We start from the raw sequence: 26,022 nt of genomic DNA on the forward strand, positions 1-26,022 counted from the left end.
GTCTGGTTCAGTATGGGCCGCCGTTCAACGTGCCCTCGGTCAGTCCCGGTTCGCCGTCCGGATCGACCGTGACGGCCAGCAGATCCGCGGGGCCGGTGAGGACGGGGGTGACGCCGGGGCCGTGGCCGGGCAGCGGGCTGTCGCCGTGCGCGACCACGACCTCGTTGCCCACACAGGCGTAGGCGGTCAGCGCGTGACGGGCCTGCGGGTCGGGGTGGACCAGGCAGGCCCCCGGCGCGGCGTGGTCGGCGTCGAAGCCGAACGCCGAGTCGCCGAGCCGTACCCCGAGCACGACGCCGCCGTCCCCCGCGGGGACGTAGGGCCGCCCGTCAGCGTCGATCCGGTACGGTGTCATGCCGTCGATCTCCGGGTGCTCGACGATCCCGAGCAGGTTCACGGCCAGCACGGCCAGCATGGTTGCGGTCATCGGATCACTCCCAGGTTGGCGTCGGAGCTGTGGACGATGTGGAAGGCGTCGGCGGGGCCGCTGATCAGAGACGACGGCCCCGGGCTGTGACCGTGCAACATGCAGTGTCCGGTGGAGATCACGCCGATAGTGACATATCCGGGCCGGTAGCCGCGACCGAAGCGGTGATCGGCGTCCTCGATCGCCACGAAGTCACCGATCCGCAGTCCCTCAAGGCCGAGCGACAGGTCGGGCGACAGGCCCGCGTACGCGCCCATGAGGTCGGTGTTGGCGAACTCGGAGGCCATGCCCGCGCCCGCGCCGACGGCCTCTGCGGGCACCCGCGCGGCCACGTGCACCTCCAGTCGGCCGTCGGCGCGCGTCGCGCCCGGCATCCGCTCGATCAGCTCGGGGGCGCAGTTCTTCACGGAGAGGGCGGGATGCTCGGTGAGCCGCAGCCCCTGGCCTCTGGCCATGATCGTGACGGGGTCGCCGACGGTGACCTCGGAGAGGACCTCCTCGGGGAAGTCGGCGGCCCTGATGGCCTCCACATGCTCGGGTTCCAACGGCGACGCCACCAGCACGCGGAGCTTCTCTGCCACTACGCCTCCTCAATTGTCGATCGTCGACAATCGACGATAAGTGGAGCGGCTACCTCCCGCAAGACCCACGCCCACATATCCGCACGGCGAAAACCGTCGCCCTCCGGGCCGATCGCCACCCCGCCCCCAGAGGCAGCAAAAACCCATATTTCAAGACTGAATCGTATCTGATCCGATATTTAATTTCAGATAGGAAAAAAAGGGAACGCCGAACCCATCCTGGAAGGCGGCAAGAACGGCATTTCCCCCGGCCATCCGACGCTCGCCTCGCTACTCGGCGCCACCGGCTACGAGACCGCGATGTGCGGCAAGTGGCACTGCGGCTTCCTTCCCGACTTCAGCCCGACCAAGAGCGGCTGGCAGGAGTTCTTCGGCAACTTCGCCGGAGGCGTCGACTACTTCTCCCACGTGAGCATCGACTCCGCCAGGCCCGACCTGTACGAGGGCGGGATCCGGGTGCCGCAGATCGTCCGCTGGCCGGGCGTCATCGGCCAGCGCCAGGTCACCGGTGTGCCGATGGTCGCCTACGACTGGTTCCCCACCCTGTTGGAACTCGCGGGCACCCGGCCCGACCCCGCGCACCCGACCGACGGTGTCTCCTTCGCCCCGTACCTGCTGCGCGGCGGGGACGTCCCCCAGCGCGACCTGTTCTGGCGGATGCGCGGGCAGGGCGCCCTGCGCCGGGGCGACTACAAGTACCACTCGGCCCTCAACGGCGGCACCGTCGTCGAGTCGTTGTTCAACATCGCCGACGACCAGCGGGAGATGGCCAACCTCGCCACCCGTGAGCCCGCCGTACTCGCCGACCTGAAGGCCGCCTGGCAGAAAGTGAACACCGGCCTGATCCCCTACGCCTAGGCGCCCCCTGGCGGGATGACGGATCGCGTCTCTTCCCCTCGCGGGTCGTGGAGGGGCGCGATCCTACTTCTGGGCGCAGAGCGCGGCGTCGAGGGCGGCGTCGGCCCGGTTGGCGGCGGCGTCCGTTGCGGGTATCGCGGTCACGGCGATCGTGACCGCCCGGCCGTCCTCGGTGATGCCGTCACGGGTCGCGTAGCCCTCGATGTCGCCGCTGTGACCCCACCAGTAGCCGCCGCAGCTCAGCCCGATCTTCATCAGGCCGAGCCCGTACGACCAACTGGACGGGTATCCGGGCGCCTTGACCGTCTGCTTCATCTGCTCGAGCAGGTCCGGCTTGAGCAGCTTGCCGCCCAGCAGCGCGCCCAGGAAGCGGTTGAGGTCCCGCGGCGTGCTGACCAACTGCCCGGCCGCCCAGGCCCAGGACGGCTCCATCTCCGTGACGTCCCCCATCTCGGCGCCGGGCTTGTCGGTCTTGGGCTGGTACCCGCTGGGGTGAGCGTCGCGGATCTCCTGCTCGCCGACGCCGGGCCAGTAGGTATCGCGCAGCCCGAGCGGCTTGATGACCCGGTTGGTGATCTCCTCGCCGATCGGCCGTCCGGTGACCTTCTGCACCAGCAGGCCGAGCAGGACGTAACCGGTGTTGCTGTACTTCCAGCTCGTGCCGGGGGCGAACTCCGGCTTGTGCGCCAGGCCCATGTCGAGCAGTTCCCTGGGCTCGACGTACCGGTGCTGGATCTCGAAGATCGACGGGATATGGGCCGCGTAGTCCGGCAGCCCGGCGGTGTGCTGGAGCATCTGGCGCACCGTGATCTTGCGGCCGTCGTTGCCGTTGCCGCGCACCAGGCCGGGCAGGTACTTCTCGGCGGACGCGTCCAGGTCGATCTTGCCCTCTCCGGCCAGCTGCAGCACGACCACGGAGGTGAACATCTTGGTGGCGCTGCCGATGCGCACCTGCCCGTTGACGGGAACCTTGGCCCGCGTCTCCAGGTCTCCCACGCCCGCGGTGTAGTCGCGGACTCGCCCGTCACGGCCCCGCACCGAGGCCAGGGCACCGGGGAAGTCCCCGGTGCGGACCAGGCCGTTCAGGCTCGTCTGTACAACGTCGGCGGAGCCACTCTGCGGGGTGGCGTCGGCGCTGGCCGGGGTGGCGGTCAGGCCCAGGGGTCCCAGCGCGACGGCGGCTGCGGTGGTCAGGACCAGCAGGCCACGCCGCCCGGCGGAGCCTGGCCTGGCCACTCGGGAGGGGACGGTGTAGACGATGGGATGCGGCATCGGGAGTCTCCTTGCTTGATCGCTTCGTTGCGATGCCAGCAAGCATGTCGGCGACGGCAGGTCATGATCGATCCTGCCCGCCGGAGTCCGGCGGTACGGCCAGCACTACCGCCGCCGGGACCGGCCCCGCTACCTGTCCTCGGTCAGCCGATCACGATGACGATGTCGAACTGCGGGGTCGACAGCGACGAGAGCGGGCTGCGCAGTTTCTCCACGCCCAGCCGGTAGGTACCCGCGTTCAGACCGGCGATGGGCAGGTAGCGTCCGGTGAAGTTCGGCTCGGTGCCGGTCCAGAAGCCGTTCTGCGAGGAGCGGAGAATCGTCACGGGACCCGAGGCGAGACGTGGGTGGACCGCGGAGAGGTTGCTGTCGATAGGACTTTGATGATGAGATAAGAACAGGCGTATGCCCAGGTGAACGCCCTGCCCCGCGCACCCCGTAATGAAATACGGCAAGGGTGCCGAACACGAAAACAGCGCTTTGTTCTCCGTAGCGGATGACCGAAAAGCCATGGCCGTACCTCACCCTCGCAGGCCGCGGTCTCCGTGGTGCCGACGGTCACATGAGCGCCTGACCAGGCTGGACGGCGACGCCTACCCGGCTGGGCCTGCCGTGCCTGCGGCACGGTGGACCGGCACGAGAGCGGCGGCGGCCAGGACCACGGCGAGGACCGCGTAGCCTCCGGCCAGACCGGCGGCCGCGGCGACGCCGCCGACCAGCAGGGGACCGCCCGCGTCACCGAGCTCGCGGCCGAGTTCGGCCGCCCCCATGGTCTGTCCCATGCGTTCCTCTGGCGTGATGGAGGCGAGGGAGGCGAAGCCGATCGGCGTGGTCACACCGGTGCCGACGCCGATGCCGATGGCGCCCAGGAGTACTCCCGGCAGTCCGGGAAGCGTCGCGGCGGCCAGCCCCGCGGCGGTGATCAGCGCCCCGGCGGTGACGCCCGTACGCGCGGTGATCCGCCCGGAGTCCAGCGCCCGGCCGGCCCAGGGCTGAACGACCGCGGCACACGCGGCGAGCACGGAGACGGCGGCGCCGGTGGCCACCGGGCCGAGCCCTGCGGCGGCGCCCGAGATCGGCAGAAAACCGACCCCGACCGCCAGCGCCGCGGTGGCGGCCGCCAGCGCGGTGGTCGGCCTCAGGAAGCCGCCGTCGGTCAGCTGCCGGGCGAGATCGAGCAGAGTCTGCCTGCGGCGCGGCAGCGGCGGTACGGCGGGCACCTCGAGCGCGGCCCAGACCGTGACGGCCACGGCGAGCGCGGCCGTCACGGCGAACAGCAGAGACAGGCCGCCGAGCCAGACCAAGGCGCCGCCGAGCAGCGGCCCGAGGGTGTAGCCGATGCTCTTGTAGAAGCCGTAGGAGCCGAATGCCCGGCCGTGTCCAGCCCTGGGGTTCAGCCGCGCGACCAAGGCGCCGGCGCCGGGGGAGAAAGCGGAGGCGGCGGCGCCCTGTCCGAGGCGGGCAAGCCACAGCCAGCCCGCGTCACCGACCACGAAGAACGCCGCGGACGCGGCAGCGAACCCGATCAACCCGCCCAGCAGCACCGGACGTGCGCCGACCCGGTCGGCGAGGGTGCCGAACAACGGCTTGAGCACGACCTCGGCGCCGTCGTAAAGCGCCAGCAAAACTCCCAGGTAGAGCAGCGAGGAGGTCAGATCACCGGTGGCCTGGCCGAGATTGGCGGCGATGCCGTGCGCGCCGAACGCGGTGGTGAAACCGGCCGCATACAGCGGCCACATCCTCCGGCGGGGCGCCACCGGGGTACCGTCTCGCTCACCGAACACCCTACGACGGTACGCGTCGGCTGCGAGAAGTTCCTCGCCGAACCGGACAGGGAGCACCCCATCGGCACGTTCACCCCGGTGGAACTCGACTACACGGGCGGCGGCATGCTGGGGGGCATGAGCTATCGCGTGTGTCTGGTGTGTATGGGTAACATCTGCCGCTCCCCCATGGCCGAGGTCGTGTTGAAAAGCACCCTCGCCGACCACGGGCTCGGCGACCTCGTCTCGGTCGACAGCGCGGGCACGGGCGGCTGGCACCAGGGCGACCCGATGGACGAGCGGGCTGCGGCGATGCTGGCCGAGCACGGCTATGACGGCTCCGCGCACCGGGCCAGGCAGTTCCTCGCGGGCTGGTTCGGCCAGGTGGACCTGGTGCTGGCAATGGACAGGGACAACCTCCGGGTCCTGCGCCGCCTGGCCCCGCCGGGGGCCGACGTACGACTGTTGCGCTCCTTCGACCCGGCGGCCCCGGAGGGCGCCGAGGTGCCCGACCCCTACTACGGCGACTCAGAGGGCTTCGCCGAGGTCCTGGAAATGGTGCGGGCCGCCTCGGAGGGCCTGGCCAAACACCTGGCGAACACCCTGCGTTGAAGGAAGTCCTCCTCTGGGCCGAGCCGTGCTCCCCGAGGGACGCGCCACCGGGAGGTGGGCAGGCCGAGGTGCGTGAACCGCACTGTCACCGTTCCTCTCCGGAGACGTTCTCACCCTCAGGAGCGTCCCCGTGCGGCGGCGATCAGGGAGCGGGTGTAGGTCTCCCCCGGCGCGTCGAGCACGGCGTCGGCCGGGCCGTGCTCGACGAGGCGACCGCCGCGCAGGACCGAGACCTCGTCGGCGACGGCGCGGACCACGCCCAGGTCGTGGGTGACGAACAGGACGGTCAGGCCGTCGCGGCGCAGGCCGGTGAGCAGTTCCAGGATGGCGGCCTGGACCGAGACGTCGAGGGCGGAGGTGATCTCGTCGCAGATCAGCACGCGCGGCTCGCAGACGAGGGAGCGGGCGATGGCCACCCTCTGGCGTTCACCCCCGGACAGCTCGCGGGGGCGGCGGCGTGCGATCTCCGGGCGCAGGGCGACCCGGTCGAGGGCGTCGAGGGCGCGTTGCCGTGCCTCGTCCCGGGAGGCGCCGAAGAAGTGGCGGATCGGGGTGCCTAAGATCTCGGCGACCGTCTGGCGGGGGTTCAGCGCCCGGTAGGGGTTCTGGAACACGTATTGGAGGCGTCGCCGCAGCTCGGCGGGCCTGTCCGCCCCGGAGACCGCGAGCGGGGCTCCGTCGTGGGTCAGCTCTCCCGTGACCTGGCCGCCGAATCCGGACAGCACCCGGGCCAGTGTGGTCTTGCCTGAGCCCGACTCGCCGACCAGCGCGTGGAAGGCGCCCTCGGTCAGGTCGAGGGAGACGTCGTGGAGCACCTGCCGCGCGCCGTACGAGAACGAGATGCGGGACGCCCGCAGCAGCGGCTCCCGGCCCGCGCCGGGACGGGAGCGCTCCTCTCGCCTCGTGTCCTCCGGCGCGCGGGTGGACGGCCCCCTGTCTGGAATCGGCCGGTTCTCGCGCCGTACGTCCTCCGTGGCGTCCTCCGTGGCCTCCTCCCTGGCGGACGGCTCCTCGGGGCCGGGCGGGCCGCCGAGCGGGTGATGGCAGGCGACCTGGTGTTCCCCGCCCGCCACGTCGGGCACGGGAACCTCGGTCTCGCAGATCGCGGTGGCATGGGCACAGCGTGGCGCGAACGCGCAGCCCGCCGGGCGGCCGCCGAGGTGCGGGGCGTGGCCGGGGATGGGGCGCAGCGTCCTGCGGGCATCGACGTCGGGCGAGGCGGCCAGCAGCCCGTGCGTGTACGGGTGCCGGGGCCCGGCGGGCCGCCCAGGGACGCCGTTCGCGAGGGGCGCGTGACCGGGAGAAAAGAAGGTGCCGAGGGCGGCGGTCTCGACGACCCGGCCCGCGTACATGACGGCGACCCGGTCGGCGAGACCACGCACGACGCCGAGGTCGTGGGAGACGTAGACGGCGGCGACGCCCTGGTCGCGGCACAGGCCGCGCACGGAGGCCAGGACGCGTGCCTGGGTGGTGACGTCCAGGGCGGTGGTCGGCTCGTCGAGGACGACGAGGCGGGGTCTGGGCAGGAAGGCCAGCGCGATGAGCACGCGCTGCTGCTGGCCGCCGGATAGCTGGTGCGGGTAGCGGCGTGGGAAGTCCTCGCCCGGGGGCAGCCCGGCCGCGCGCAGCGCGCCGTCGATCTCGCCTGCCACCGCCGCGCCGCGCAAGTCGGGGCGGTGTACGGCAAGCATCTCGGCGAGCTGCGTGCCGATCCGCAGCGCCGGGTTGAGGGCGGTCGCCGGGTCCTGCGCGACGTAGCTGACCAGTTTGCCGCGTGCCCGCCGCAGCTCGCGCGGCGGCAGCCCGAGGATGTCGACGCCGTTGACCGAGACCGAGCCCGCGACGATCCGCGCGCCCGGTCTGGCGTGGCCGAGGATGGCGGTGGCCAGCGTGGTCTTGCCGGAGCCCGACTCGCCGACCAGGCCGAGGATCTCGCCGGGGGCGAGCGTCAGGTCGACGCCGGAGACGATGTCGGGCCCCGAGTCGAGCGCGACCCGCAGCCCCTCGACGCGTAGCAGCGGACGTGCGGTCACGGTTCCTCCTCGGCGCGGGCGGCGGCACGGCCCAGGCCCTCCGCCAGGGTGTTGACGCCCAGGGCGAACAGGGCGATCAGGACGACGGGGCCGAGCACGGCCCAGGGCTGGACGCGCAGACCGCCGCGGTTCTCGTCGATCATCAGGCCCCAGTCGGCCGCGGGGGCGGCGACGCCGTACCCGAGGAAGCTCATCGCGGCGATCAGGCCCGCCGACCAGGTGAGCATCGCGCCGAGATGGACCAGCAGCGGCGTGGTGATGTTGGGCAGGATCTCCCTGAACAGGATCCGGCGGCGAGGGTAGCCCATCAGGCGGGCCGCCTCGACGTACTCCTGGCCCATCACGCCCAGGGTCAGGCTCCTGGCGAGCCGTACCGTGCCGGGCAGCAGCGTGATCGCCACCGTCGCCACGATCAGCCAGCGGGACCGGCCGAGCATCGCGACCGCGAGCAGCACGAGGATCAGGTGCGGGAACGCCAGCAGCACGTCGGCGCACCAGAGCACGGCCCGGTCGGCGAAGCGTCCCGTCCAGGCGGCCAGCATGCCGATCGAGCCGCCCGCGAGCAGGGCGAGGACCGCGGCGCAGACCGTCGTCAGCACGATGGAGCGTCCGCCGAGCAGCATGCGTGACAGCACGTCGGCACCCAGATAGTCGTAGCCGAGCGGCGCCCCGGGCGCGGGCGCGCCGTAGGCGAGGCCGACCAGCTCGTCGGCGGCGTACGGCGCGGCGAGCGGCCCGAGCACCGCGACCAGCACGACGAGGGCGGTGACCAGCGCTCCCGCCCTGACCTGCCGGTCCCGCAGGAAGCGGTGGGCCCCGGTGAGGCTTCCCCGTACCCGGTCTCCGCTCACGCGCTCCTGCCGGACCCGGCCGTCATCGGGGAGGTTCTCCTGGGCTGCGTGAGGTGTCCCGTCGTCGCGGGCCCTCACCGCTCCCCCGTCCTGAGCCTGGGGGTCAGGAGCACCGTGACGAGGTCGGCGACCAGGTTGACGACGACCACGCCGCCCGCGAGGAGCAGGGCGGCGGCCTGGATCACCGGGATGTCTCGGGCGCCGACGGCCGCGTTCAGCGCGCCGCCGAGACCCGGGTAGCTGAAGGCGACCTCGACCACCAGCGAGCCGCCGAGCAGCACGCTCGTGGTCAGGGCCGTCGCCTGTACCGCGGGCACGAGCCCGTTGGGGAGGGCGTGCCGCCAGATCACCCGGCGTTCCGGGACGCCCCGCAGGCGGGCGGCGGTCGCGTAGTCGGACTCGAGCGCGTCGATCACCGAGGAGCGCACCTGGCGGAGCAGGTAGGGCGTCTCGGCGACGACCAGGGTCAGCGCGGGCAGCACGAGGTACCAGGGCTGGGCGAACGGCGAGATCCCCGGTTCGAGCAGCGAGGCGGCGGGGAACACCGGCCAGACGGTCGTCGCCAGCAGGATGATCAGGGCGATGGCGACGACGAAGCCCGGCACGGCCTGCAAGGAGACCGCGGCGGAGGTGACGAGGCGGTCGGCGGGGCCGCCCCTGCGCAGCGCCGCGAACACGCCGAGAGCCAGCGCGAGGGCGAGGGCGACGGTCAGCGCGCACACCAGCAGCGCCAGGGAGTTGGCGAGCCGCCCGCCGAGCAGCGTGCCGACGTCAGTCCCGGAGTCGAGGGAGCGGCCGAGATCACCGGTGAGGACGCCGCGCAGCCAGGTGAGGTACTGCTGCCACAGCGGCCGGTCGAGCCCCAGTTCGAGGCGCAGGCGCGCCAGGCTCTCCGGCGTCGCGTCCCGGCCGAGGATCGCCATGGCCGGGTCGGAGGGCAGCGCCTGGGTCGCGGCGAACACGACGGCGCTGGTCGCCCAGATCGCCGTGACGCCGTACGCCATCCGGCGCAGCAGCCACCGCCCCCAGCCCGCGCGGGCGGTAGGGCCACCAGGGCCGGGCCCTGCGCCCGGCGCGGTTCGGCCCTCGAGGCCGGGTCCCGCGCCGGACGCCGTCTGCGGCCCGGACGCCTTCTCGGGGGAGGCGGCGGGCGTCGGTACGGTCATCGTCAGGCCGTTTCCTTGACCCAGAGCTTCTCGAAGCGCCAGGTCGCGAACTGGGTGTGCTCGGGGGCGACGCCGCCGACACCGGAGGACGCGGCGTCGAGGGCGTTGTTGAAGCCCCAGATGATCAGGCCGCCCTTGGCGTGCTGGATGCGCTGCATCTCGTGGACCAGCTCGGCGCGCTTGGCGACGTCCGGCTGGGTGAGGGCCTGCTCGAACAGCTCGGCGAAGCGGGGGTCGGAGAAGTGGGTCTTGTTGGCGGCCGAGACGGGCGCGTCCAGGTGCAGGGCGCTGGACAGGAAGGACTCCGTGAGCAGGCCGCCGGTGCTGATCGTCCAGTCGAGGCGCTGCGGGCCGTTGAAGGTCGCCGCGTCGACCTTCTTCACCGTGACGGTGATCCCGGCCTTCTTGGCCTGGGTGGCGAAGACCAGCGCCGCGGCGTCGCCGCCCTCCGCGGAGACCAGCTCGACCTCGAGGTTCTCCTGGCCCGCCTCCTTCAGCAGTGCCTTGGCCCGTTCGAGGTCGTGGGCGCGCTGCGGGATGCTCTTGTCGAAGGTCGGGTCCTGTGGCGAGTACAGGTCGTTGGCGACCCGCCCGTAGCCGGACAGCGCGCGGTCGACCAGCTCCTGGCGGTCGACCAGCAGCCGGAACGCCTCGCGCACCCGCTCGTCCTTGAAGGGCTCCTTGCTCAGGTTGAGGTCGAAGGACTGCCAGTTGTTGGTCTCGGACACGATCACGTTGATCTTCGGGTCGCCCTGGAGCAGCTTGACCTGGTCGGCGCCGATGCCGTTGGCGAGTGAGATCTGGCCCGACTGCAGCGCGGCGATCCGCGACGCCTCGTCCTGGAAGTCGATGATCTCCAGCTCGTCGGCGTACGGCTGGCCGTCCTTGAAGTAGTTCTCGAACCGGGTGAACAGCGACCGCTGGCCCGGGGTGAACTCTTTGAGCCTGTACGGTCCCGCGCCGACCGGCTTCGCGGGATCGTAGTCGGCCGGGACGATGGCGCCGAAGTTGGTGAAGGTGTCGGGGAACGGCACGAAGCCCTGGCCGTCCTTGAAGTGGAACCGCACGGTCCGCTCGTCGAGCTTGTCGATCTTCTCGCGGTCGAGCGCGAACAGCAGCGCCGCCCACGGGGAGCCGAGCGAGGGGTCGGTCAGGCGCCGGGCCGAGAAGATCACATCGTCGGCGGTGATGGTCTTACCGTTGTGGAACTCCAGCCCCTGCTTGAGCCGTACGGTCCAGGCGGTCGCGTCGGCGTTGGCCTCGGTCTCCTCAGCCAGGGCCGGGGACCAGTTCATCTCGGCGTTCCACTCCCACAGCTTGCTGTAGACCGCGAAGCCCCTGATGATCGAGCCCATCGTGAGCGGCTTGTGCGCGTCGAGCGTGCCTGCCCTGTTGCCGTCGATCACGCCGAGCCTGAGCCTGCCGCCGCGCCGCGGGGTGCCCTCGGGCACGGCACCCTTCTGGAGCGTTCCAGGCTGTGCGGCGCTTTGCTGGGGGGCGCATCCGACGAGGGCTGCCCCGCCGAGGAGTACGGCTCCGCCGAGGAAGCCCCGCCGGGTCATCTGGCTGGTCATGGGATGTCTCTCCTGAGGGGTCGCGCCGGTGCGGGGGTCACGCGCCGGAGGGGATGCGCTCGGCCGCGCGCAGCGAGGGGATCTCGAAGCCGTGGTCGAGGTCGAGCAGGGGGAAGAGCAGATCGGCGACCCGGTGGGCCTCGGCGATCAGCGGGAAGCCGGACAGGATGAAGGACTGGACGCCATGCTCCTGGTACTCCCTGATCCGGGCGGCGACGTTCTCCGCGCTGCCGACCAGGTAGGTCCCTGAGCTGGGCGAGACCACGTCGAAGCCGAACAGGCTTGGCCCGGTCCAGACGTTGGGGTAGATCTCCAGGTCCCGCACGTCGGGCAGCCGGCCGGAGCGCAGCGCCTCAAGACGACGGGTGACCTGCGGGTCTTGGCTCCGATACGTCTCGATCGGCTCCGGCAGGTTCCACTTGGCGAGTTCGAGCGCGGTCTCGACCGAGGTGCTGCGCAGCAGCGAGGCGGCGTACTCCCAGGCCTCCTCCTCGGTCTCGCGCACGATGACCTGCAGCCGCGTGCCGTATGTCAGGGTGCGGCCCAGCTTGGCCGCCTCGGCGCCGACGCGGCGGAACTTCTCACCGAGGCGCTGGGGGGTGTCGGCGAAGCTGAGGTAGACGTCGAGCAGGCCGACGGAGTGGGCGACCCCGGCGGGCGAGGTGCCCGCGCCCCACAGCGGCGTCGGGCGCTCGGCGGTGCCCCACGGCGACAGCGGGTGGGCGGGGCCGCCCCTGCCCGCGAGGCGGACGTAGCGTCCCTCGTACGGCTCCGGCTCGCCGAGGTAGACGCGCTGGAAGGCGTCCCAGTACTCGGCGCTGAAGTCGTAGCGCTCGTCGTGCTCGAGGTGCAGGCCGTACTGGGAGAGGGTGGCGTCGTTGCCGTTGACGACGTTGAACAGCAGCCGTCCGCCGGAGAAGCGGTCGATGGTGTGCGCGATCTGGGCGAGCTTGGCGGGCGAGGAGAGGCCGGGGTAGACGGCGGTGAGAAACCTCATCCGCCGGGTCGCGCCGATCATGGCCGCCGCGACGGTCAGCCCGTCGTCGCGTCCCGTGCCCAGCAGCGCGCCGTAGTAGCCGAGCCGGTCGATCGTCTCCGCGACGTGGCGGAGGTGGCCGAAGTCGGTGGCCCATCGGCCGCGCTCCTCCCACGGGTAGGGCCCGTCGGGAGCCGTGAGATACCACAGGATCTGGGCAGGCGGGACGGTCATCTCGGTTCCTTTCCGGGGATACGGCGCAAAACATACTATACAGATAGGAAATAGCTGTAATTACGGGCGGCTGACATTCCATACACGAGCACCGTCCGGCTCGCGAAGAACTCCACGCCCGCCCCTCGCCCGGCCCGTGAGCCAGGACCAGGGCATCGGCGGGAACCGGAGCCCGGCGAGGAGAGGTCCCGGTGCCCTCTCCGGCATGACGAATCCAGCACGACGAAGAACCGCCAGGCACGGCGGGCCTGGCGGTCGATTCGCCGTCACAGCGATGGGATCAGGACAGGTCTCCGCGGCGATCGGAGACCTCGGGCGCCGACCGCGTCCGGTGATTTCAGGCCCGGGGCCCCTCGACAATCGCGATGATCTCCTCGACCGCCCGCCTGGACTCGGGCAGGGGATACAGGGGCCAGACGTGCATCATGCCGGGGTATTCGAACCACTCCATGGACACGCCCTCCTGGCGCGCCTTGTCCCTGAGCCGGTGAGCGTCGGCGTTGAGGATCTCGCGGGTGCCGCTGAAGAGCGCGATGGGGGCCAGTTCGCGCAGCGAGCCGTACAGGGGGCTGACCACCGGATCGCGCGGGCCCAGGTCTCCCGCGTACAGGCGGCCGAACTCACGCACGCCCTGGATGCTGAGAATCGGGTCGGTCCGTTCCAGCGCCACCATGGCCGGATCGCTGACGGAGATGTCGGCGCACGGCGAGACCAGCACCAGGTGCGCCGGTTGCGGCAGACCGGCCCGCCTGGCCTGCATGACCAGGGACAGGGCCAGGTTACCCCCCGCGGAGTCGCCCATCACGGTCAGGCTCTCCGGGGAGAACCGCTCCACGAGGTGCCGGTACAGCGGCAGGAGCATGGCCCACACGTCGCGGGCGGTGTGCTCGGGGGCCAGCGGGTAGAGGGGGACGGTGATCGAGCAGCCCAGCCGCTCGGCCAGCGTGCCGATGAGGTCCCAGTGCAGCGAGGTGATCGACAAGGACCAGCCGCCGCCGTGCAGATACAGCAGGTGGCGGCCGGTGAGCCCGGCCTTCGGGCTCACCGTGTAGACGCGGTGACCGTCCACTCGCCGCTCCTCTACGGAGAGCCGGTCCTTGAAGTCGGGCAGGGCGGGGCCTTTCCTACGGTCGGCGGCGATGGTCTTGTGCACCTTCTCCGCGCTGCCGTACATGCGCCGCTTGACACCCATCAGCCTGACCATGACCGCGGTCAGCCGTGCTTGCGTGCTTGTCACGGGGAGCCCTCCTCGTGGGACGGTGACGACGATGAGATGGCCGGTGCGCGCCCGCTCACCGCCGCCGTCCGGCGATCATGACCACACCCGTCGTCGCCACCCGGATGATCAGGGGTGTGACGACGTCATGGTGTGACGACGTTCCGAGCATTCGCTCACTCCTTAATCGTTTGTGATGGCCGGCGCATCGCCGGACCCGAATTCGGGCAGCACGAAATCCACGCCTGACGGGTGTGCGAGGGCACTCGCGGGCCAGGGCTGTGCCCCGACCCGAGGGTGCGGCGATGCGCCGGCTTGGATTCGACGCCCTACCGGCCCACTCCTGGCCGTCCCGGGCGCGTTCTATGGATTTCCGATTCCCGCGAGGCGGGGTTTACAGGCCGTGCTCGATCAGGTCGAATGCCTCGTCGATCAGCTCCTCAAGGGACTTGCCGACGCTTTCCTGCCAGGAGGCCCGGACGGCCCACTCGATGATGGAGAACGCCGTGACAACCAGCACGCCGGGGTAGATCTCACTCGACCGGCCGGCCTCCGTCCGATCGGCCACGGCCCGCATGAGGGTCACGAAGATCTGTTCTTGGTCGGCGGGCCTGCGCACCCGGGTGAGCAGTTCGGGGTTGCGGCGCCACAGCGTGATCTGCTCACGGCTGGGCACGAAGGATTCGGCGATCTCCTTGGCCATGACCCGCATCGACCGGACCACCGGCTCGTCCACGGGACGCGCGGCCACCAGCGCCGCCAGTTCCTCCGCCGACCAGGAGGGGCCGACCGTCAGGGCCTCCTCCTTGGTGGAGAAGTAGTTGAAGAAGGTCCGAGTGGAGATGTCCGCCGCCTCGGCGATCCCCTCGACGGTCAGGCCGTCCAGCCCCTTGTTCAAGGCCAGGCTCACCGCCGCGTCTCCGATGAGCCGTCGCTTCCGCGCCCTGTTACGTCTGCGACGCTCCTCTACCGCATCCATGGTCTGCACCATATGCAAGAATTGCATTATGTGCAATTCGGTGGGCGGCGAAGCCTCATCCGAAACCGATCGCCCCGCCTCTCAGCCGTGGCCCCCGTCGTCCCCGCGGCCCCTCTCGAGTAGGGACCACACGACCTCGGGGGTCAGTGGGATCGCGGTGATCCGGGCGGCGATCTCGGGCAGGGCGGCGGCCACCGCGTTGCCGATCGCCGCGGGCGGCCCGATGACGCCCGCCTCGCCCGCCCCTTTCATGCCGCCGGGCGTGACCGGTGAGGGGGTCTCCATCAGGACGACCTCGATGGCGGGGACCTCTCTCGTGGTCGGCAGAAGATACTCCGCCAGGGGCTGCCCGTCCGGGGAGTAGACGACCTCCTCCGTCAGCGCCATGCCGATCCCCTGGGCCACCCCGCCCCTGATCTGGCCCTCCACGATCGCCGGGTTGACCAGCGTTCCCGAGTCGCCGACCACCCAGTACCCCTCGACCTCGACGGCCCCGGTCTCGGGGTCGACAGCCACCGCCGCCGCGTGCGCGCCGTAAGCGTAGGTATAGGCGGCCGGGTCGTGGGTTGCCCGTTCCTCCAGGCCCGGCGGCATCCCCTCTGGCAGGTCCCAGCCGCGCCAGGCGGAGGCGGCGATCTCCTCCAGGGTCCGCCGCGCGCCCGGATCGCCCTTCACCCGCACGGCCTGCCCATCGGCCTCGAGATCCTCGGGCGCCACCTCAAGCTGATGGGCGGCGATGGCGACGATCCTGTCTCGGAGCCTGGCGGCCGCCCGGATCAACGCCGCCCCGCCGACCGTGAGCGAGCGGCTCGCGATGGAGCCGACCGGTGAGTACGGCGTGGCGGCGGTGTCTCCCAGCAGCACCTGGACCCGCTCCAGCGGCACCCCGACCCGGTCGGCGGCCAGTTGGGCGAGCGTCGTCTCGATGCCCTGGCCGATTCCGGCGACCCCGGCGGAGACGACGACCGAGGCGTCGGGCTCCATGCGCACGACCGAGGTCTCGAAGCCGCCCGACTGGATGCCCGCCGCCTTCATCTCCGCCGACGGGCCCATCCCCGTGCTCTCCACGTGGCAGGAGAAGCCGACGCCCCGCCTGCGCCCGTCGTGGGAGGGGCTGACCCGGACGAGGTCACGCAGCGTGCGCAGGGCGGCGGGGTAGTCCCCCGAGTCGTAGGACTGCCAGGTGCGGGTTTCGCAGGGCAGTTCCTCGGGCCCGATCATGTTGCGCAGCCGCAGCTCGACCGGGTCGAGTCCCAGGCGCCGCGCCGCCTCGTCGACCAGCCGCTCACGGGTCCAGGTCGCCTCGGGCTGGCCGAACCCCCGGTAGGAGCCGGTCGGGGTGGTCGTCGTGACGGCGGCGCGCACCCGCGCCCCTGCCCGCTCGAAGCGGTACGGCCCCGGCAGCATGACCGCGGAGACCGCGATCGGGGAGATGCCGACGTTGGACGGGTGGGCGCCCAGGTCGCCGAGGATGTCGCAGTGCAGAGCCAGGAAGCGGCCCTCGGCGTCGAGCGCCAGCCGTCCCCGGTGCAGGGCGTCGCGCGCGGGCAGGGTCGCGCCGAGATGGTCGGCGCGCGGCTCGACCCACTTGACCGGCCTTCCTGAGCGGATCGCGGCCAGGCAGACCAGTGTCTCGTCGGGATACAGGTGCTCCTTGGCGCCGAATCCTCCCCCGACGTCGCATCCGATGACGCGTACCCGGTGCTGGGCGAGCCCCAGGGCCTGCGCCGCGTGGTCGCGCACGTGGTGAGGGGCCTGGGTGGACGCCCAGATCGTCAGCGACCCACCGTCCCAGGAGGCCGTGATCCCCCTCGGCTCCATGGGACTCGGGGCGGCCCTGCCGATCCTGAAGGTCATCTCCACGACGTGCGCCGCCCCGGCGATGACCTCCTCGCAGTCGGCGTCCCCGATCTCGAAGTCGGTGACCAGGTTGGTGCCCCACTCCGGGTACAGCAGCGGGGCGTCGCCGAGCAGCGCCCGCTCGGCCCCGACCACGGCGGGAAACTCCTCGAACCCGAAGTCGAGCAGCCCTGCAGCGTCCGCCGCGGCCTGCGCGGTCAGGGCGACGACGACGGCGACCGGCTGGCCCGCGTACCGGACCGTCTCCTCCAGCACCGGGTAGGAGTGCCCGGCCTGCCCCGGCGCCAGGGCCACGCAGGGCAGCCTGACCCCGGCCGCGTCGGCCGGGGTCAGGACGTCCAGCACCCCGGAGGCCGCGCGAGCCGCCCCGGTCTCGCACCGCGTCAGGCGCCCGTGCGCGACGGGGCTCCGCACGATCACCGCGTGAGCCATGCCGGGCAGGCTGATGTCCCCGGCGAACCTGCCCCGCCCCACCAGCAGGCGCGGGTCCTCCCTGCGCGGAGTCCTGGCCCCGACGTACGGCCGATCATCGCTCATGGGTCCGATTGTGAGCGCGATCATGACTCTCGCCAAGGAGCCAAAGTCGTGGGGCGCCCGCGGGGCCGGGCCCGGCCATCGCACGGACACTTTCCACGTGCCGGTCTCGTCGGTACTCTCCCGTCGTGCCGGTCGGCAATCGTATGATTGCCTGCCGTCACCCACGCGTTCGTGATCTGATGACTTTCCCGCTCTAGGCACCACCGTCGGCGAGCCGCGTCCTATCTCCCGGTCACGCGCGCCCGCCGAGGCTCAGCACGGCCGTTCCCGGCGTCGCCCGTCCGCGCGGCGAGGCCCTCACGAGTCTGGATGACGCACGCATGTCCTCGAACGTAAGTCGCCTGTACCAGGCGGTCCTCCGGGACAAGACCGCGCCGATCTCTCCTAGGCTGCGGCGTACCTTCGGAGAATGGCTCGTCGCCAAAGGGCTCCCCACTCCCGAGTCGGGCAGGGCGTCACAGGAGTTCGAGGCGGACGGCGTCCGGGTCCGTATGGAACGCGCGGGCGACTGCGGGCGCTACCTCGTCGAGGAGGAGGGGACCTACGGGCTGCTCCGCACCCGGGTCGCCTATGCGGAACAGGTCGGCGGGGTGGCGGGCTGGGTGGTCGTCACGGTCGAGGAGGACGGGGAGAGCCGCGCGGGGCACGCTCCGATCTTCGTCCAGGCCTACCTGCGTACCGCGCGGATCACCGATGGGGCGGTGCATCTCACCGACGCCGCCGACGAGATCAATGAGGATGATGTCCACCGGCTCGTCTCGGCGCTGTCGGAACGCAGGCGCCGCGTCCCGCTGGCCGTGGTCTCCATCGACCCGCAGGATTCGCGGGTGGCCAGGACGAGGGCCGACTATCTGGCCGGGGCGACCGCCGGGGCCGGAGTGGTCGTGCGGTTCGCCGATCTGCGCGCCCAGCGGCGCTTCAACGACGTGATGGGCTCCGAGCTCGGGGTGTTCGGCGGGGGGATCCGCACCTACGTGGCGCCGTTCGACCCGAGCATCGAGAACTACCCCTACCGGCATCGCCCGATGGGCGGCGCGATGGTCCGCAAGCAGGGCAGGCAGGCCCTCGACCTGGCGGCAGACGGCATCGTCGGAGAGACAGCCCGGCGTGCCCTGCCCGATGACGTACAGCGCGCCTACCGGGTCGTCTCCAGGATCCTGGTGGGCAAGGCCACTTCGGGTGACCTCGCGAAGGCGATGGCACCCGTGCCCGCCCCTGCCCCCGCGGGTTCGGGACGGGAAGGACTGCGCCGCTGGATGATGGCGATGTCCCCCCGCCCGGACCCGGTGACCGCGCCGGCGGAGCAGCCCGTCACGGCCCCCGCGGAGACCGTCCAGGCCGAAGAGGCGGTGGCCGTCACGGCCGCGCAGCCGGAACCCGCCGAAGATCGGCCCGCCCTGGACACGGGCGAACTCGCCCGCGTGGTCGCCGGCGTGGTGATCAAGGAGCTGCGGGGAGAGCTGGACGCGGCACTGGGGCTGGCGGCGTCGTCGGCGGGGGGCGGTTCGGGCAACGGGGAGATCCTGCGTCAGATGCGCACCCTCGGCGCGCACGTCGAGGGGTTGCGCGATCTCGTCGTCGTACGGCAGAGCGGCGACCAGCTGCTGGCCGAGGCGGAGGACGAGAGCGACAGGCTGGCCGGGGAGATGGACCGGCTCCACGCCGAGCACGAGATCCTCCAGCAGGAGTACGCCGAGGCCGTCGCGAGCGCCCGCAAGCTCCAGGAACGGGTCCGCTGGCTGGAGGCGAGGCTGGCCAGGGCGGGCCAGCCCGCCTTCGGGCTGACGTCGAAGGAGCCCGTCTTCGAGCCGACGAGCCTCATGGACGCCCTGAACATGGCCAGGGAGACGCTCACCCGCGTGGAGATCGGTGACACGGACGCCGAGGCCGCCAGGCTCGACCTCACCTACCCCACGCTCGCCAGGGCATGGGCCTCGAAGACCTGGGACGCCCTGCGAGCCCTGGACGCGTTCGCGCGGGCCAGGTCCTCCGGCGAGTTCGCGGGTGGATTCTTCGAATGGTGCAGGAGCTCCGCCAGGCTCACGATCCCCGCGGGCATGGTCGCCATGAGCGAGTCCAGGACCGTCAACACCAACGGCAAGTACAGCATGAGACGGACCTTCGCCGTCCCCGAGGAGGTGCACCCCTCGGGAAAGGTGATGATGGAGGCGCACATCAAGATCCGCAAAGGCGGCTGTCCTGCCCCCAGGATCCACTTCCACGACGACTCGGGCGGCCACACCGGCAAGATCTGGATCGGCCACGTTGGCGACCACCTCCCCAACACCCACACCAACTGACCCCCTCCGAGATCCCCTTCCCGTCTCCCGGGACACGCCCCGCACGCCTCCCCGTCTTCGGGGCACATCCGGGCACTTTCCCCTGTCGGGACGCCCCGGCACCGCGAACGGCGGCCCATGACACCCGCAAGCGCCCGATCTTGACACCACCCCCCTTGACGTAACAGAGTTGGTTACAACGAAGGGGGCGAAATGAGCTCCAACAGCCGGCTGACGGTGGCCGTCCATGTGCTCACCTGGATGGCGCTGGTCGAGCCCGGGCGCGACGGCGGCGCCATAACCTCGGACGAGCTGGCGAACAGCGTCAACACCAACCCCGTGGTCGTCCGCAGGATTCTGGGACAGCTTCGCGAAGCGGGACTGGTTGCGGCACAGCGAGGCCAAGGGGCCGGGTGGCGGCTGGCCCGCGCACCGGGGGCGATCGACCTGGCGGCCGTGCGCGCCGCCGTGGAGAGCGACCCGCTGTTCTCCCTCCACGCGGCCACCCCCAACCAGGCGTGCCCCGTGGGGCGCGGCATCCAGCCGGTGCTGCGGCAGACGTACAGCAGGGCCGAGAGTGCCGTGCGCGACGAGCTCGCAGGCATCTCCATCGCCGACGTGCTGAGAGAGACCATGGGCTGACTCCCGCCGCCCGGGAGGACGGGCACACCGCGCCGTCGCCGGTTCCAGTGCGGAACCGGCCTTCCTTTCCCTTCCAATGTAACAAATCTGGTTACAACTGGAGTTCTCATGTACAGATCACTGGCGGCGCTGGCCGTCGGGGTGTTCGCCATCGGCACCGACACCTTCGTGATCGCGGGCATCCTGCCCGCGATCACCACGTCCCTCGGGGTGAGCACCACCACCGCGGGACAGCTCATCACCGCCTACGCGCTGTCCTACGCGGTCCTGTCCCCGATCATGGCCGCGGTCACGGCGAGATGGCCGCGTAAGAGACTGCTGCTGGCGGGGCTGGCCGTCTTCGTCGTGGGAAACCTCGTCACCGTGTTCGCGCAGGCCTTCGGCCTGGTCCTGGCGAGCCGGGTGATCGCCGGGCTAGGCAGCGCGATGGTCACCCCCGCCTCCACCGCCACCGCCGCCGCCCTCGCGCCTCCCGAGAGGCGAGGCTGGGCCATCGCCGTGGTGATGACCGGACTCAGTGCCTCAACCGCGCTCGGCGCCCCGATCGGCACCGCCCTCGGCGGCATCACCGGGGACTGGCGAGCCACGATGTATTTCGTGGTCGTACTCGGCGTGCTGGCCATGCTCGGCGTCGCCGTACTGATGCCGAAGGTCGCGCCCCCACCCGCGGTGAGCCTACGTGAGCGCCTGGCGCCGATCGCCGACCTACGCGTCGGGCTCACGCTGGGCACGACGCTGCTCGTCTACACCGGTCTCTACACCGTCTACTCCTACATCAGCCTCAGCTTCGACCGGGTGACCGGCGGCGACGGCACCGTCCTGGCCGTGCTCCTGCTGGTGTGGGGCCTGGCCGGCACCGCCGGCACCCTCGGCGCGGGCGTGCTGACGGACCGCCTGGGCAACCGGCGCGTCATCAACACCGTGGTCATCGTGGCCGCGCTCGACTTCGCCCTCCTCCCCTGGACCAGCCGGTACCCGGCCACCGCGGTCATCGCGCTCATCGTGTGGGGATTGTGCGGCTGGGGCGCGCTGCCCGCGCAAACCCACAGGCTCATCTCCACCCTGCCCGCCGCCGCCCCGCTCCTGACGGGCCTGGCCTCCGCGACCGTGTACGTGGGTGTCTCGCTCGCGGCGGCGGTGGGCGCGGCGGGCATGGCCTTGGCCGGGCCGTACCGGCTGGGCCTGTTCGGCGCCGTGCTCATCGCCCTCGCCCTGGGCTGCGCCGAACTGGCTCACCGCGCAATCCGCGCCCGCTCCGCCACAGCCGACACCGTGCTGACCGGCGCGCGATCTCGATGAACACAACCCCTGGGTGAAACACCCCGGACGAGACGAACTCCAGGTCAGAGGGCAGATGCGGCTGGATCGGGGTAGGACAACCGAGTGATCACGTTGTCGCCCGGTCAGGGGGTGCCGCAGCTCGCCGAGCTTGCTCTGGCGCTGGTGCTGTCGGCCGTGATCGGCCTGGAGCGCGAGGCGCGTAACAAGAGTGCCGGGCTGCGCACCCACACCCTCGTAGGCCTGGGGGCGGCGTTGTTCATGCTGGTCAGCAAGTACGGCTTCAGCGACGTTCCCGGCCCCCACGTCTCCCTCGACCCCTCTCGGGTGGCCGCGCAGATCGTCTCGGGCATCGGGTTCATCGGGGGCGGCCTGATCTTCGTCCGCCGCGACGCCGTACGGGGACTGACCACCGCCGCGGTCGTGTGGGTCACGGCGGCGGTCGGAATGGCCTGCGGAGGAGGGCTGCCGGTGCTCGCCGTGACCGTGACCGCCCTGCACTTCTTCACCGTCTTCGTGCTCAACACCCTCGGGCGCAGGCTGCCGCTCTCCCGGCGCACGCCGAGCCAGGTGCGGGTCGTCTACTGGGACGCCACCGGCGCGCTGCGCCGGGTCCTGGTCGAGTGCACCGAGCGGAACTTCGTGGTCGCCGAGGTCTCGGTCGAGCGCGGAATGCCCGAGGAGACCGAGCCGGGCCGCGACCGCGGCGACCGTCGTGACCGCCACGACCTCGAAGCGCGACGCAGGCGGCACACCGTGGCGGTGACGCTCGTCGTGGAGGGCAAGGGGTCGATTCCCGAGCTCACCGCCGCGCTCGGCGAGATGCCCGACATCCTCAGCGTCACCTCCCACGAAGGCGCCCTGGGAACCGACTGAACGGCGGACGAGGCGGCGGGGACGCGGCCACCGCACCGAGGACACGCTCGCCGGCGCCCCCGGCCCCGCGCCTAGGGCAGCCGTCCGGCCTCGTCGACGACTCCCGCCACGACTTCGGCGCTCGCGTAGAAGTTTCCCTTCGAGAACATCACCTCACCGCGGAAGGTCTCGTCTCGCAGGTAGTCCACGCGTCTGCCGAGGTAGTGGTAGGTCGTGGGGTCGAGGACGAGGTACGATCGCGCGATCACCTGCCCTTTCCCGTCGTACTCCGTGCCCACGCCGGGAGCGCCGGGAGCGCCCGGCTCATAGGCGACGCCGATGCCCGGCCTGCCCAGCGCGTCGCGCACGCCGGTCTCCGTCCGCACTCCGGGGATCTTGGCGAGCGCACGGAAGATCGCCGCTTCAAGTCTGGGCGGCACGGGAACCTCCTGGTCGAGATAGACCGACAGCACACGGAACGCCCTCGCGTCCGGGTGCTCCCTCTCCCCCGGGTCGCCCTCCGGCTTCGTCGCCCAGTGCCCGTCACCCTTGACGTGGGCGAGCAACCTGTCCGGATCGGTGGGCAGAGCGGCCAGCTTGGCCGCGTACTGCCGCGGAGTCAGGTCGTCGTCGTCCGGGTCGGGCTTGATGACGTTTGTCCCCATCGGGCCCTTCGCCCAGGCGCCGCGTCGCGTAACGGTGGAGGGCGGGGGCGTGCCGGTCGAACAGCACCGAGAAGGAGGCGGGGTCGCGCCGGGCACGCCTGATCACCTCCGCGTCGTCCGGATCCATCTCCGTGATCAAACTCGGTCTCCGTTTCCTCGGTCTTGTCACCCCCTTTCACCCGATGCCAGAGATCGAGTTCTCGTGTGAGGAACACGACACGCCCTTCCGGTCCGCTCGAGGCGTTCCTCAGGATCGCGCCGCCGGCGGTGTTCCGGCCGGTGCGGCGGTCGGCCCGGACGTTCAGCTCGTACAGCGGGCCCTTCCGATCGGACGTCCCGCTGGACGGATCATCGCCGCCGTCGCGTCCCCGCACCGAAACGTCCAGCCCGGGTTGCGTACGGCCCGCGGAACGGCACGATACGAAGGCGTGAACGACAATAATCTTCTCAACGACCGCAAATTCATCATGGTCAGCTCGACGGCGAGCGCGGTGGACCCGGCCGGGCCGACCGAGTTCGCCTACCGTGAGTCCGACGGGATCATCTGGGGCGACTACACCGGCGACACCGTGGTCCACGGACGCTTCGTCGGCACCCGGAACGCCGACCGGATCGAGCTGACCTACGTGCACCTGCTCAAGAACGGGGAGCGCGCGGGCGGACAGAGCAGCAGCCGCATCGAATCCCTTCCCGACGGACGGCTGCGCCTGGTCGAGGAGTTCCAGTTCGCCGGGGACGACACGCTGCACGTGAGCGTCTGCGCCGAGGTCGCCTGAGGCTCCCGGCACGTCTGGACACCGGATCCCCGCGCCCGGCGGGGTGGCGGAGGCCGCGAGGGGCGGCCGGTGGGGTCAGATGTCTCGCTGGAGCTGGGCGCGGCCTTCGGCCGCTCCGACGAAGCGCATCTTGCCCAGGGGAACCTCGCCTCCCGCCGGGTCGGGGGCCGGGCGGCGGGGGGACCAGGCCGGGTTTCGGTCGCTCGGCAGGACATACGGTCGCTTGAGAACCTCGTCCAGGATGAAGACGGTCTCGGTGGCCTTGACCGCGGGAATGTTGGCCAGCCGTTCGGTCACCATCGTGTGCACGGCGGCCACGTCGGCCATCCGGACCTGGATCATGGCGTCGTGCTGGCCCGTGGTGATCGCGCAGTACTCCACCTCGGGCATCTGGGCGAGCTGTGCCCGGAACTGGCGCCACATCTGCTGCCTGACCGTGACGAAGATCAGCGCGGTGATGCCGAGACCCGCGCGGACGTGGTCGATCTCCGCGGTGAAGCGCTTGATCGCGCCGTCGGCCCGCAACGCCTCGAAGCGAGTGTAGGCGTTCGCCCTGGAGATGCCGACGCGCTCGGCGAGGGCCGCCACGGAGATCCTGCCGTTCTCCCGCAGGACCTCCAGGATTTTCAGGTGGGTCGCGTCGAGTTCAAGGCCGATACCGATCCGTCCAGGCTGACTGCCTTCTGGAGCCGAGTTCCTTGACATTTCGGTCATGATCATACCCCTCAGGTCAGATTTGTCTCAGCTTAGCGTCATGAGCTGGACTTTCTGCCTGTTCATCCTGGACGATCGTCCACCAAACGTCCACACGGCCCATTTTCGGAGGACACAAAAATGGCGATCCGTTCCCGGCGCCCCAGGGCGAAGGCAGCAATGCTGCCGGTGATGCTCACCGGCGCCCTCGCCCTCGCAGCCTGCTCCAGCGGCGGCTCGTCCACCCCGGCGTCCCAGGGCGGCGGCACCGCCGCCAAGACGCTCGTGATCGACACGTCCTTCAACCTCAAGACGGCCGACCCGGGACGGACCTACGAGCCGACCGGCCTGATCGTCGGCAAGGCCGCCTACGACACGCTGCTCACGTTCGACGGCTCGGACGTCACCAAGCCGGTGCCCTCCCTCGCCGACTCCTTCGAGCTGTCGGCGGACGGCAAGACGCTGACCCTCAAGCTTCACCAGGGCGCCACGTTCGCTGACGGCTCCCCCGTCACCGCCGACGACGTCGTGTTCTCGCTCAACCGCGTGCGCGACATGAAGGGCACCCCGTCCTTCCTGCTCGACGGGGTGAAGGTCGACAAGACCGACGACACGACGGTCACCCTGACGTCGAAGAACGCCAACCCGGCGCTGCCGTACATCCTGCCCAACCCCGCGCTGGGCATCCTCAACTCCAAGGCCGCCAAGGAACACGGCGCGACCACGGACTCCGGCGACAAGGCCGAGCAGTACCTCAACTCCACCTCCCTCGGCTCGGGGCCGTACACCATCGAGTCGGTGAACATCAGCAGCCAGGTCGTGCTCAAGGCCAACGCCAAGTACTGGGGCCCGAAGAAGCCGGTCTACGACAAGGTCGTGCTCCGCAACGTCGAGTCCGCGACGCAGAAGCTCAACGTCTCGCGCGGCGACAGCCAGGTCGCGCTCGACCTGTCCGGCGACCAGGTCTCCGGCCTCCCGGGGAACCTGCAGGTCAAGAAGACGCCGTCGGCCAACGTGGTCTTCCTGTTCGCCAACCGGGACTCCTCGGTCAGCAAGATCAGCTCCAACCCCAAGTTCGCCGAGGCCGTCCGCAAGGGCATCGACTACACGGGCCTGCTGGAGCTGGCGGGCGAGGGCTCGGTGCAGTCACCGGGCGTCATCCCCTCGATGTTCCTGGGCGCGCTCCCCGCCGACCAGGCCGCCAAGCGCGACGTCGAGGGCGCGAAGGCCGCCCTCAAGGAGAGCGGCGTGGCCGACCCGAAGGTCAAGCTGGAGTACCCCAGCGAGCTGACCCTCAACGGCCTTTCCCTGCAGACGATCGCCGAGCGGATCCAGGCCAACCTCAAGGAGGTCGGCATCACCGTGGATCTGGCCCCCTCGCCGGTCACCACCGCGCTGGACAACTACCGCAACGGCAAGGAGGAGCTGGGCCTGTGGTGGTGGGGCCCGGACTACCCCGACCCCAGCGACTACCTGGTGTTCCTGCCGGGCAAGACCGTGGGCCTGCGGGCCGGTTGGAAGGCGGGCGCGGACAAGGACCTGGAGGCGGCCGGTGACAAGGCCGCCGCCGCGCTCGGCGACGACGCCCGCAAGCAGGCCTACGTCGACGTCCAGACGAAGCTGAACGCCTCAAGCCCGTTCATCCCGCTCATCCAGCCGAGCCAGAACATCGTGACGACCGCCTCCGTCACCGGCCTGGAGTTCCACCCGGTCTGGACCATCGATGTCGCCGACCTCGGTGCCAAGTAAGGACCCGGAGGCCGACGGGCCGCGGGCCGTCCCGGCCCCTGAGGGCACCGGCCGGACGAAGGGTGGATCGCCGCGGTTCGGTGCCGTTCGGCGGGCGATGGCGTATCTCTGTGCCTTCGTTCTCGTCGTTGGCGCGATCTACTTCG

Annotated in this window: 23 protein-coding genes; 8 read left to right on the forward strand and 15 right to left on the reverse strand. The window is 71.0% G+C overall.

Annotation, left to right across the window (positions count from 1 at the left end; genetic code table 11):
• Positions 1-7 precede the first annotated feature (7 nt).
• A complete protein-coding gene (locus AB0395_RS35300) occupies positions 8-427 on the reverse strand; it encodes a DUF4438 domain-containing protein (protein WP_366288462.1) in 420 nt (139 codons plus the stop codon).
• On the reverse strand, positions 424-1,008 hold the full coding sequence (locus tag AB0395_RS35305; protein WP_366288464.1) for a DUF4438 domain-containing protein: 585 nt from the start codon (positions 1,006-1,008) through the stop codon (positions 424-426). Before AB0395_RS35305 ends, AB0395_RS35300 begins: the two co-directional genes overlap by 4 nt.
• 240 nt (positions 1,009-1,248) lie before the next feature.
• Here AB0395_RS35305 and AB0395_RS35310 point away from each other — a divergent pair, with 240 nt between their 5' ends.
• A complete protein-coding gene (locus AB0395_RS35310; RefSeq protein ID WP_366288502.1) occupies positions 1,249-1,866 on the forward strand; it encodes a hypothetical protein in 618 nt (205 codons plus the stop codon).
• Between the two features lie 63 nt (positions 1,867-1,929).
• Here AB0395_RS35310 and AB0395_RS35315 read toward each other — a convergent pair whose 3' ends face one another.
• The 3 genes from AB0395_RS35315 to AB0395_RS35325 all read right to left on the reverse strand — a co-directional run bounded on the left by AB0395_RS35315 (position 1,930) and on the right by AB0395_RS35325 (position 4,922).
• Entirely contained in the window at positions 1,930-3,138 is a 1,209-nt protein-coding gene (locus AB0395_RS35315) for a serine hydrolase domain-containing protein (RefSeq protein ID WP_366288466.1), read from the reverse strand.
• A 143-nt stretch (positions 3,139-3,281) separates the two neighbouring features.
• A complete protein-coding gene (locus tag AB0395_RS35320) occupies positions 3,282-3,464 on the reverse strand; it encodes a hypothetical protein (RefSeq protein WP_366288468.1) in 183 nt (60 codons plus the stop codon).
• Positions 3,465-3,731: 267 nt separating this feature from the next.
• Positions 3,732-4,922: an MFS transporter gene (locus AB0395_RS35325; RefSeq protein ID WP_366288470.1), complete on the reverse strand. Its 1,191-nt coding sequence runs from the start codon at positions 4,920-4,922 to the stop codon at positions 3,732-3,734.
• A gap of 117 nt (positions 4,923-5,039) precedes the next feature.
• Between AB0395_RS35325 and AB0395_RS35330 the strand changes: the two genes are divergently transcribed.
• A complete protein-coding gene (locus AB0395_RS35330) occupies positions 5,040-5,513 on the forward strand; it encodes a low molecular weight protein-tyrosine-phosphatase (RefSeq protein ID WP_366288504.1) in 474 nt (157 codons plus the stop codon).
• 116 nt (positions 5,514-5,629) lie between these two features.
• Here AB0395_RS35330 and AB0395_RS35335 read toward each other — a convergent pair whose 3' ends face one another.
• The 8 genes from AB0395_RS35335 to AB0395_RS35370 all read right to left on the reverse strand — a co-directional run bounded on the left by AB0395_RS35335 (position 5,630) and on the right by AB0395_RS35370 (position 16,939).
• Positions 5,630-7,546 carry an ABC transporter ATP-binding protein gene (locus tag AB0395_RS35335; protein ID WP_366288472.1) on the reverse strand — a complete coding sequence of 639 codons (1,917 nt, stop codon included), beginning with the start codon at positions 7,544-7,546 and terminating at the stop codon, positions 5,630-5,632.
• Positions 7,543-8,475 carry an ABC transporter permease gene (locus AB0395_RS35340; protein ID WP_366288474.1) on the reverse strand — a complete coding sequence of 311 codons (933 nt, stop codon included), beginning with the start codon at positions 8,473-8,475 and terminating at the stop codon, positions 7,543-7,545. Before AB0395_RS35340 ends, AB0395_RS35335 begins: the two co-directional genes overlap by 4 nt.
• A complete protein-coding gene (locus tag AB0395_RS35345) occupies positions 8,472-9,563 on the reverse strand; it encodes an ABC transporter permease (RefSeq protein ID WP_366288476.1) in 1,092 nt (363 codons plus the stop codon). Before AB0395_RS35345 ends, AB0395_RS35340 begins: the two co-directional genes overlap by 4 nt.
• 2 nt (positions 9,564-9,565) lie before the next feature.
• Positions 9,566-11,137 carry an ABC transporter substrate-binding protein gene (locus AB0395_RS35350; protein ID WP_366288478.1) on the reverse strand — a complete coding sequence of 524 codons (1,572 nt, stop codon included), beginning with the start codon at positions 11,135-11,137 and terminating at the stop codon, positions 9,566-9,568.
• Positions 11,138-11,174: 37 nt separating this feature from the next.
• The gene (locus AB0395_RS35355; protein WP_366288480.1) at positions 11,175-12,347 is read right to left on the reverse strand and encodes an LLM class flavin-dependent oxidoreductase; all 1,173 of its coding nucleotides are present in this window, start codon (positions 12,345-12,347) and stop codon (positions 11,175-11,177) included.
• A 337-nt stretch (positions 12,348-12,684) separates the two neighbouring features.
• Positions 12,685-13,584: an alpha/beta hydrolase gene (locus AB0395_RS35360; RefSeq protein ID WP_366288482.1), complete on the reverse strand. Its 900-nt coding sequence runs from the start codon at positions 13,582-13,584 to the stop codon at positions 12,685-12,687.
• Positions 13,585-13,957: 373 nt separating this feature from the next.
• Entirely contained in the window at positions 13,958-14,542 is a 585-nt protein-coding gene (locus tag AB0395_RS35365; protein ID WP_366288484.1) for a TetR/AcrR family transcriptional regulator, read from the reverse strand.
• Between the two features lie 81 nt (positions 14,543-14,623).
• Complete coding sequence (locus AB0395_RS35370) at positions 14,624-16,939, reverse strand: xanthine dehydrogenase family protein molybdopterin-binding subunit (RefSeq protein ID WP_366288486.1); 2,316 nt, start codon at positions 16,937-16,939, stop codon at positions 14,624-14,626.
• Between the two features lie 320 nt (positions 16,940-17,259).
• Between AB0395_RS35370 and AB0395_RS35375 the strand changes: the two genes are divergently transcribed.
• From AB0395_RS35375 to AB0395_RS35390, 4 genes are all read left to right on the forward strand, one after another.
• Positions 17,260-19,239: a hypothetical protein gene (locus tag AB0395_RS35375; RefSeq protein ID WP_366288487.1), complete on the forward strand. Its 1,980-nt coding sequence runs from the start codon at positions 17,260-17,262 to the stop codon at positions 19,237-19,239.
• A 192-nt stretch (positions 19,240-19,431) separates the two neighbouring features.
• Positions 19,432-19,860, forward strand: coding sequence for an Rrf2 family transcriptional regulator (locus AB0395_RS35380; RefSeq protein WP_366288489.1), 429 nt, complete (start codon positions 19,432-19,434; stop codon positions 19,858-19,860).
• A 108-nt stretch (positions 19,861-19,968) separates the two neighbouring features.
• The gene (locus AB0395_RS35385; protein ID WP_366288490.1) at positions 19,969-21,159 is read left to right on the forward strand and encodes an MFS transporter; all 1,191 of its coding nucleotides are present in this window, start codon (positions 19,969-19,971) and stop codon (positions 21,157-21,159) included.
• An 84-nt stretch (positions 21,160-21,243) separates the two neighbouring features.
• Positions 21,244-22,014 (forward strand): MgtC/SapB family protein, encoded by a 771-nt coding sequence (locus AB0395_RS35390; protein WP_366288492.1) that lies wholly within the window; start codon positions 21,244-21,246, stop codon positions 22,012-22,014.
• Positions 22,015-22,085: 71 nt separating this feature from the next.
• Here the strand turns inward: AB0395_RS35390 and AB0395_RS35395 are convergent, their stop codons facing one another.
• Positions 22,086-22,658 (reverse strand): CU044_5270 family protein, encoded by a 573-nt coding sequence (locus AB0395_RS35395; RefSeq protein ID WP_366288494.1) that lies wholly within the window; start codon positions 22,656-22,658, stop codon positions 22,086-22,088.
• Between the two features lie 428 nt (positions 22,659-23,086).
• Here AB0395_RS35395 and AB0395_RS35400 point away from each other — a divergent pair, with 428 nt between their 5' ends.
• The gene (locus AB0395_RS35400) at positions 23,087-23,434 is read left to right on the forward strand and encodes a hypothetical protein (RefSeq protein WP_366288496.1); all 348 of its coding nucleotides are present in this window, start codon (positions 23,087-23,089) and stop codon (positions 23,432-23,434) included.
• A gap of 75 nt (positions 23,435-23,509) precedes the next feature.
• Here the strand turns inward: AB0395_RS35400 and AB0395_RS35405 are convergent, their stop codons facing one another.
• A complete protein-coding gene (locus AB0395_RS35405) occupies positions 23,510-24,148 on the reverse strand; it encodes an Lrp/AsnC family transcriptional regulator (protein WP_366288498.1) in 639 nt (212 codons plus the stop codon).
• 120 nt (positions 24,149-24,268) lie between these two features.
• Between AB0395_RS35405 and AB0395_RS35410 the strand changes: the two genes are divergently transcribed.
• A complete protein-coding gene (locus tag AB0395_RS35410) occupies positions 24,269-25,876 on the forward strand; it encodes an ABC transporter substrate-binding protein (protein ID WP_366288500.1) in 1,608 nt (535 codons plus the stop codon).
• Positions 25,877-26,022 lie beyond the last annotated feature (146 nt).

Source organism: Streptosporangium sp. NPDC051023 (assembly GCF_040689595.1).
Lineage (GTDB): Bacteria > Actinomycetota > Actinomycetes > Streptosporangiales > Streptosporangiaceae > Streptosporangium.

Excerpts from the sequence above, each read along its gene's own strand:
- AB0395_RS35300 (WP_366288462.1), bottom strand. The coding sequence starts at position 427 with ATGACCGCAACCATGCTGGCCGTGCTGGCCGTGAACCTGCTCGGGATC.
- AB0395_RS35315 (WP_366288466.1), bottom strand. The coding sequence starts at position 3,138 with ATGCCGCATCCCATCGTCTACACCGTCCCCTCCCGAGTGGCCAGGCCA.
- AB0395_RS35330 (WP_366288504.1), top strand. The coding sequence starts at position 5,040 with ATGAGCTATCGCGTGTGTCTGGTGTGTATGGGTAACATCTGCCGCTCC.
- AB0395_RS35345 (WP_366288476.1), bottom strand. The coding sequence starts at position 9,563 with ATGACCGTACCGACGCCCGCCGCCTCCCCCGAGAAGGCGTCCGGGCCG.
- AB0395_RS35350 (WP_366288478.1), bottom strand. The coding sequence starts at position 11,137 with ATGACCAGCCAGATGACCCGGCGGGGCTTCCTCGGCGGAGCCGTACTC.
- AB0395_RS35355 (WP_366288480.1), bottom strand. The coding sequence starts at position 12,347 with ATGACCGTCCCGCCTGCCCAGATCCTGTGGTATCTCACGGCTCCCGAC.
- AB0395_RS35365 (WP_366288484.1), bottom strand. The coding sequence starts at position 14,542 with ATGGATGCGGTAGAGGAGCGTCGCAGACGTAACAGGGCGCGGAAGCGA.
- AB0395_RS35370 (WP_366288486.1), bottom strand. The coding sequence starts at position 16,939 with ATGAGCGATGATCGGCCGTACGTCGGGGCCAGGACTCCGCGCAGGGAG.
- AB0395_RS35375 (WP_366288487.1), top strand. The coding sequence starts at position 17,260 with ATGTCCTCGAACGTAAGTCGCCTGTACCAGGCGGTCCTCCGGGACAAG.
- AB0395_RS35380 (WP_366288489.1), top strand. The coding sequence starts at position 19,432 with ATGAGCTCCAACAGCCGGCTGACGGTGGCCGTCCATGTGCTCACCTGG.
- AB0395_RS35385 (WP_366288490.1), top strand. The coding sequence starts at position 19,969 with ATGTACAGATCACTGGCGGCGCTGGCCGTCGGGGTGTTCGCCATCGGC.
- AB0395_RS35395 (WP_366288494.1), bottom strand. The coding sequence starts at position 22,658 with ATGGGGACAAACGTCATCAAGCCCGACCCGGACGACGACGACCTGACT.
- AB0395_RS35405 (WP_366288498.1), bottom strand. The coding sequence starts at position 24,148 with ATGACCGAAATGTCAAGGAACTCGGCTCCAGAAGGCAGTCAGCCTGGA.
- AB0395_RS35410 (WP_366288500.1), top strand. The coding sequence starts at position 24,269 with ATGGCGATCCGTTCCCGGCGCCCCAGGGCGAAGGCAGCAATGCTGCCG.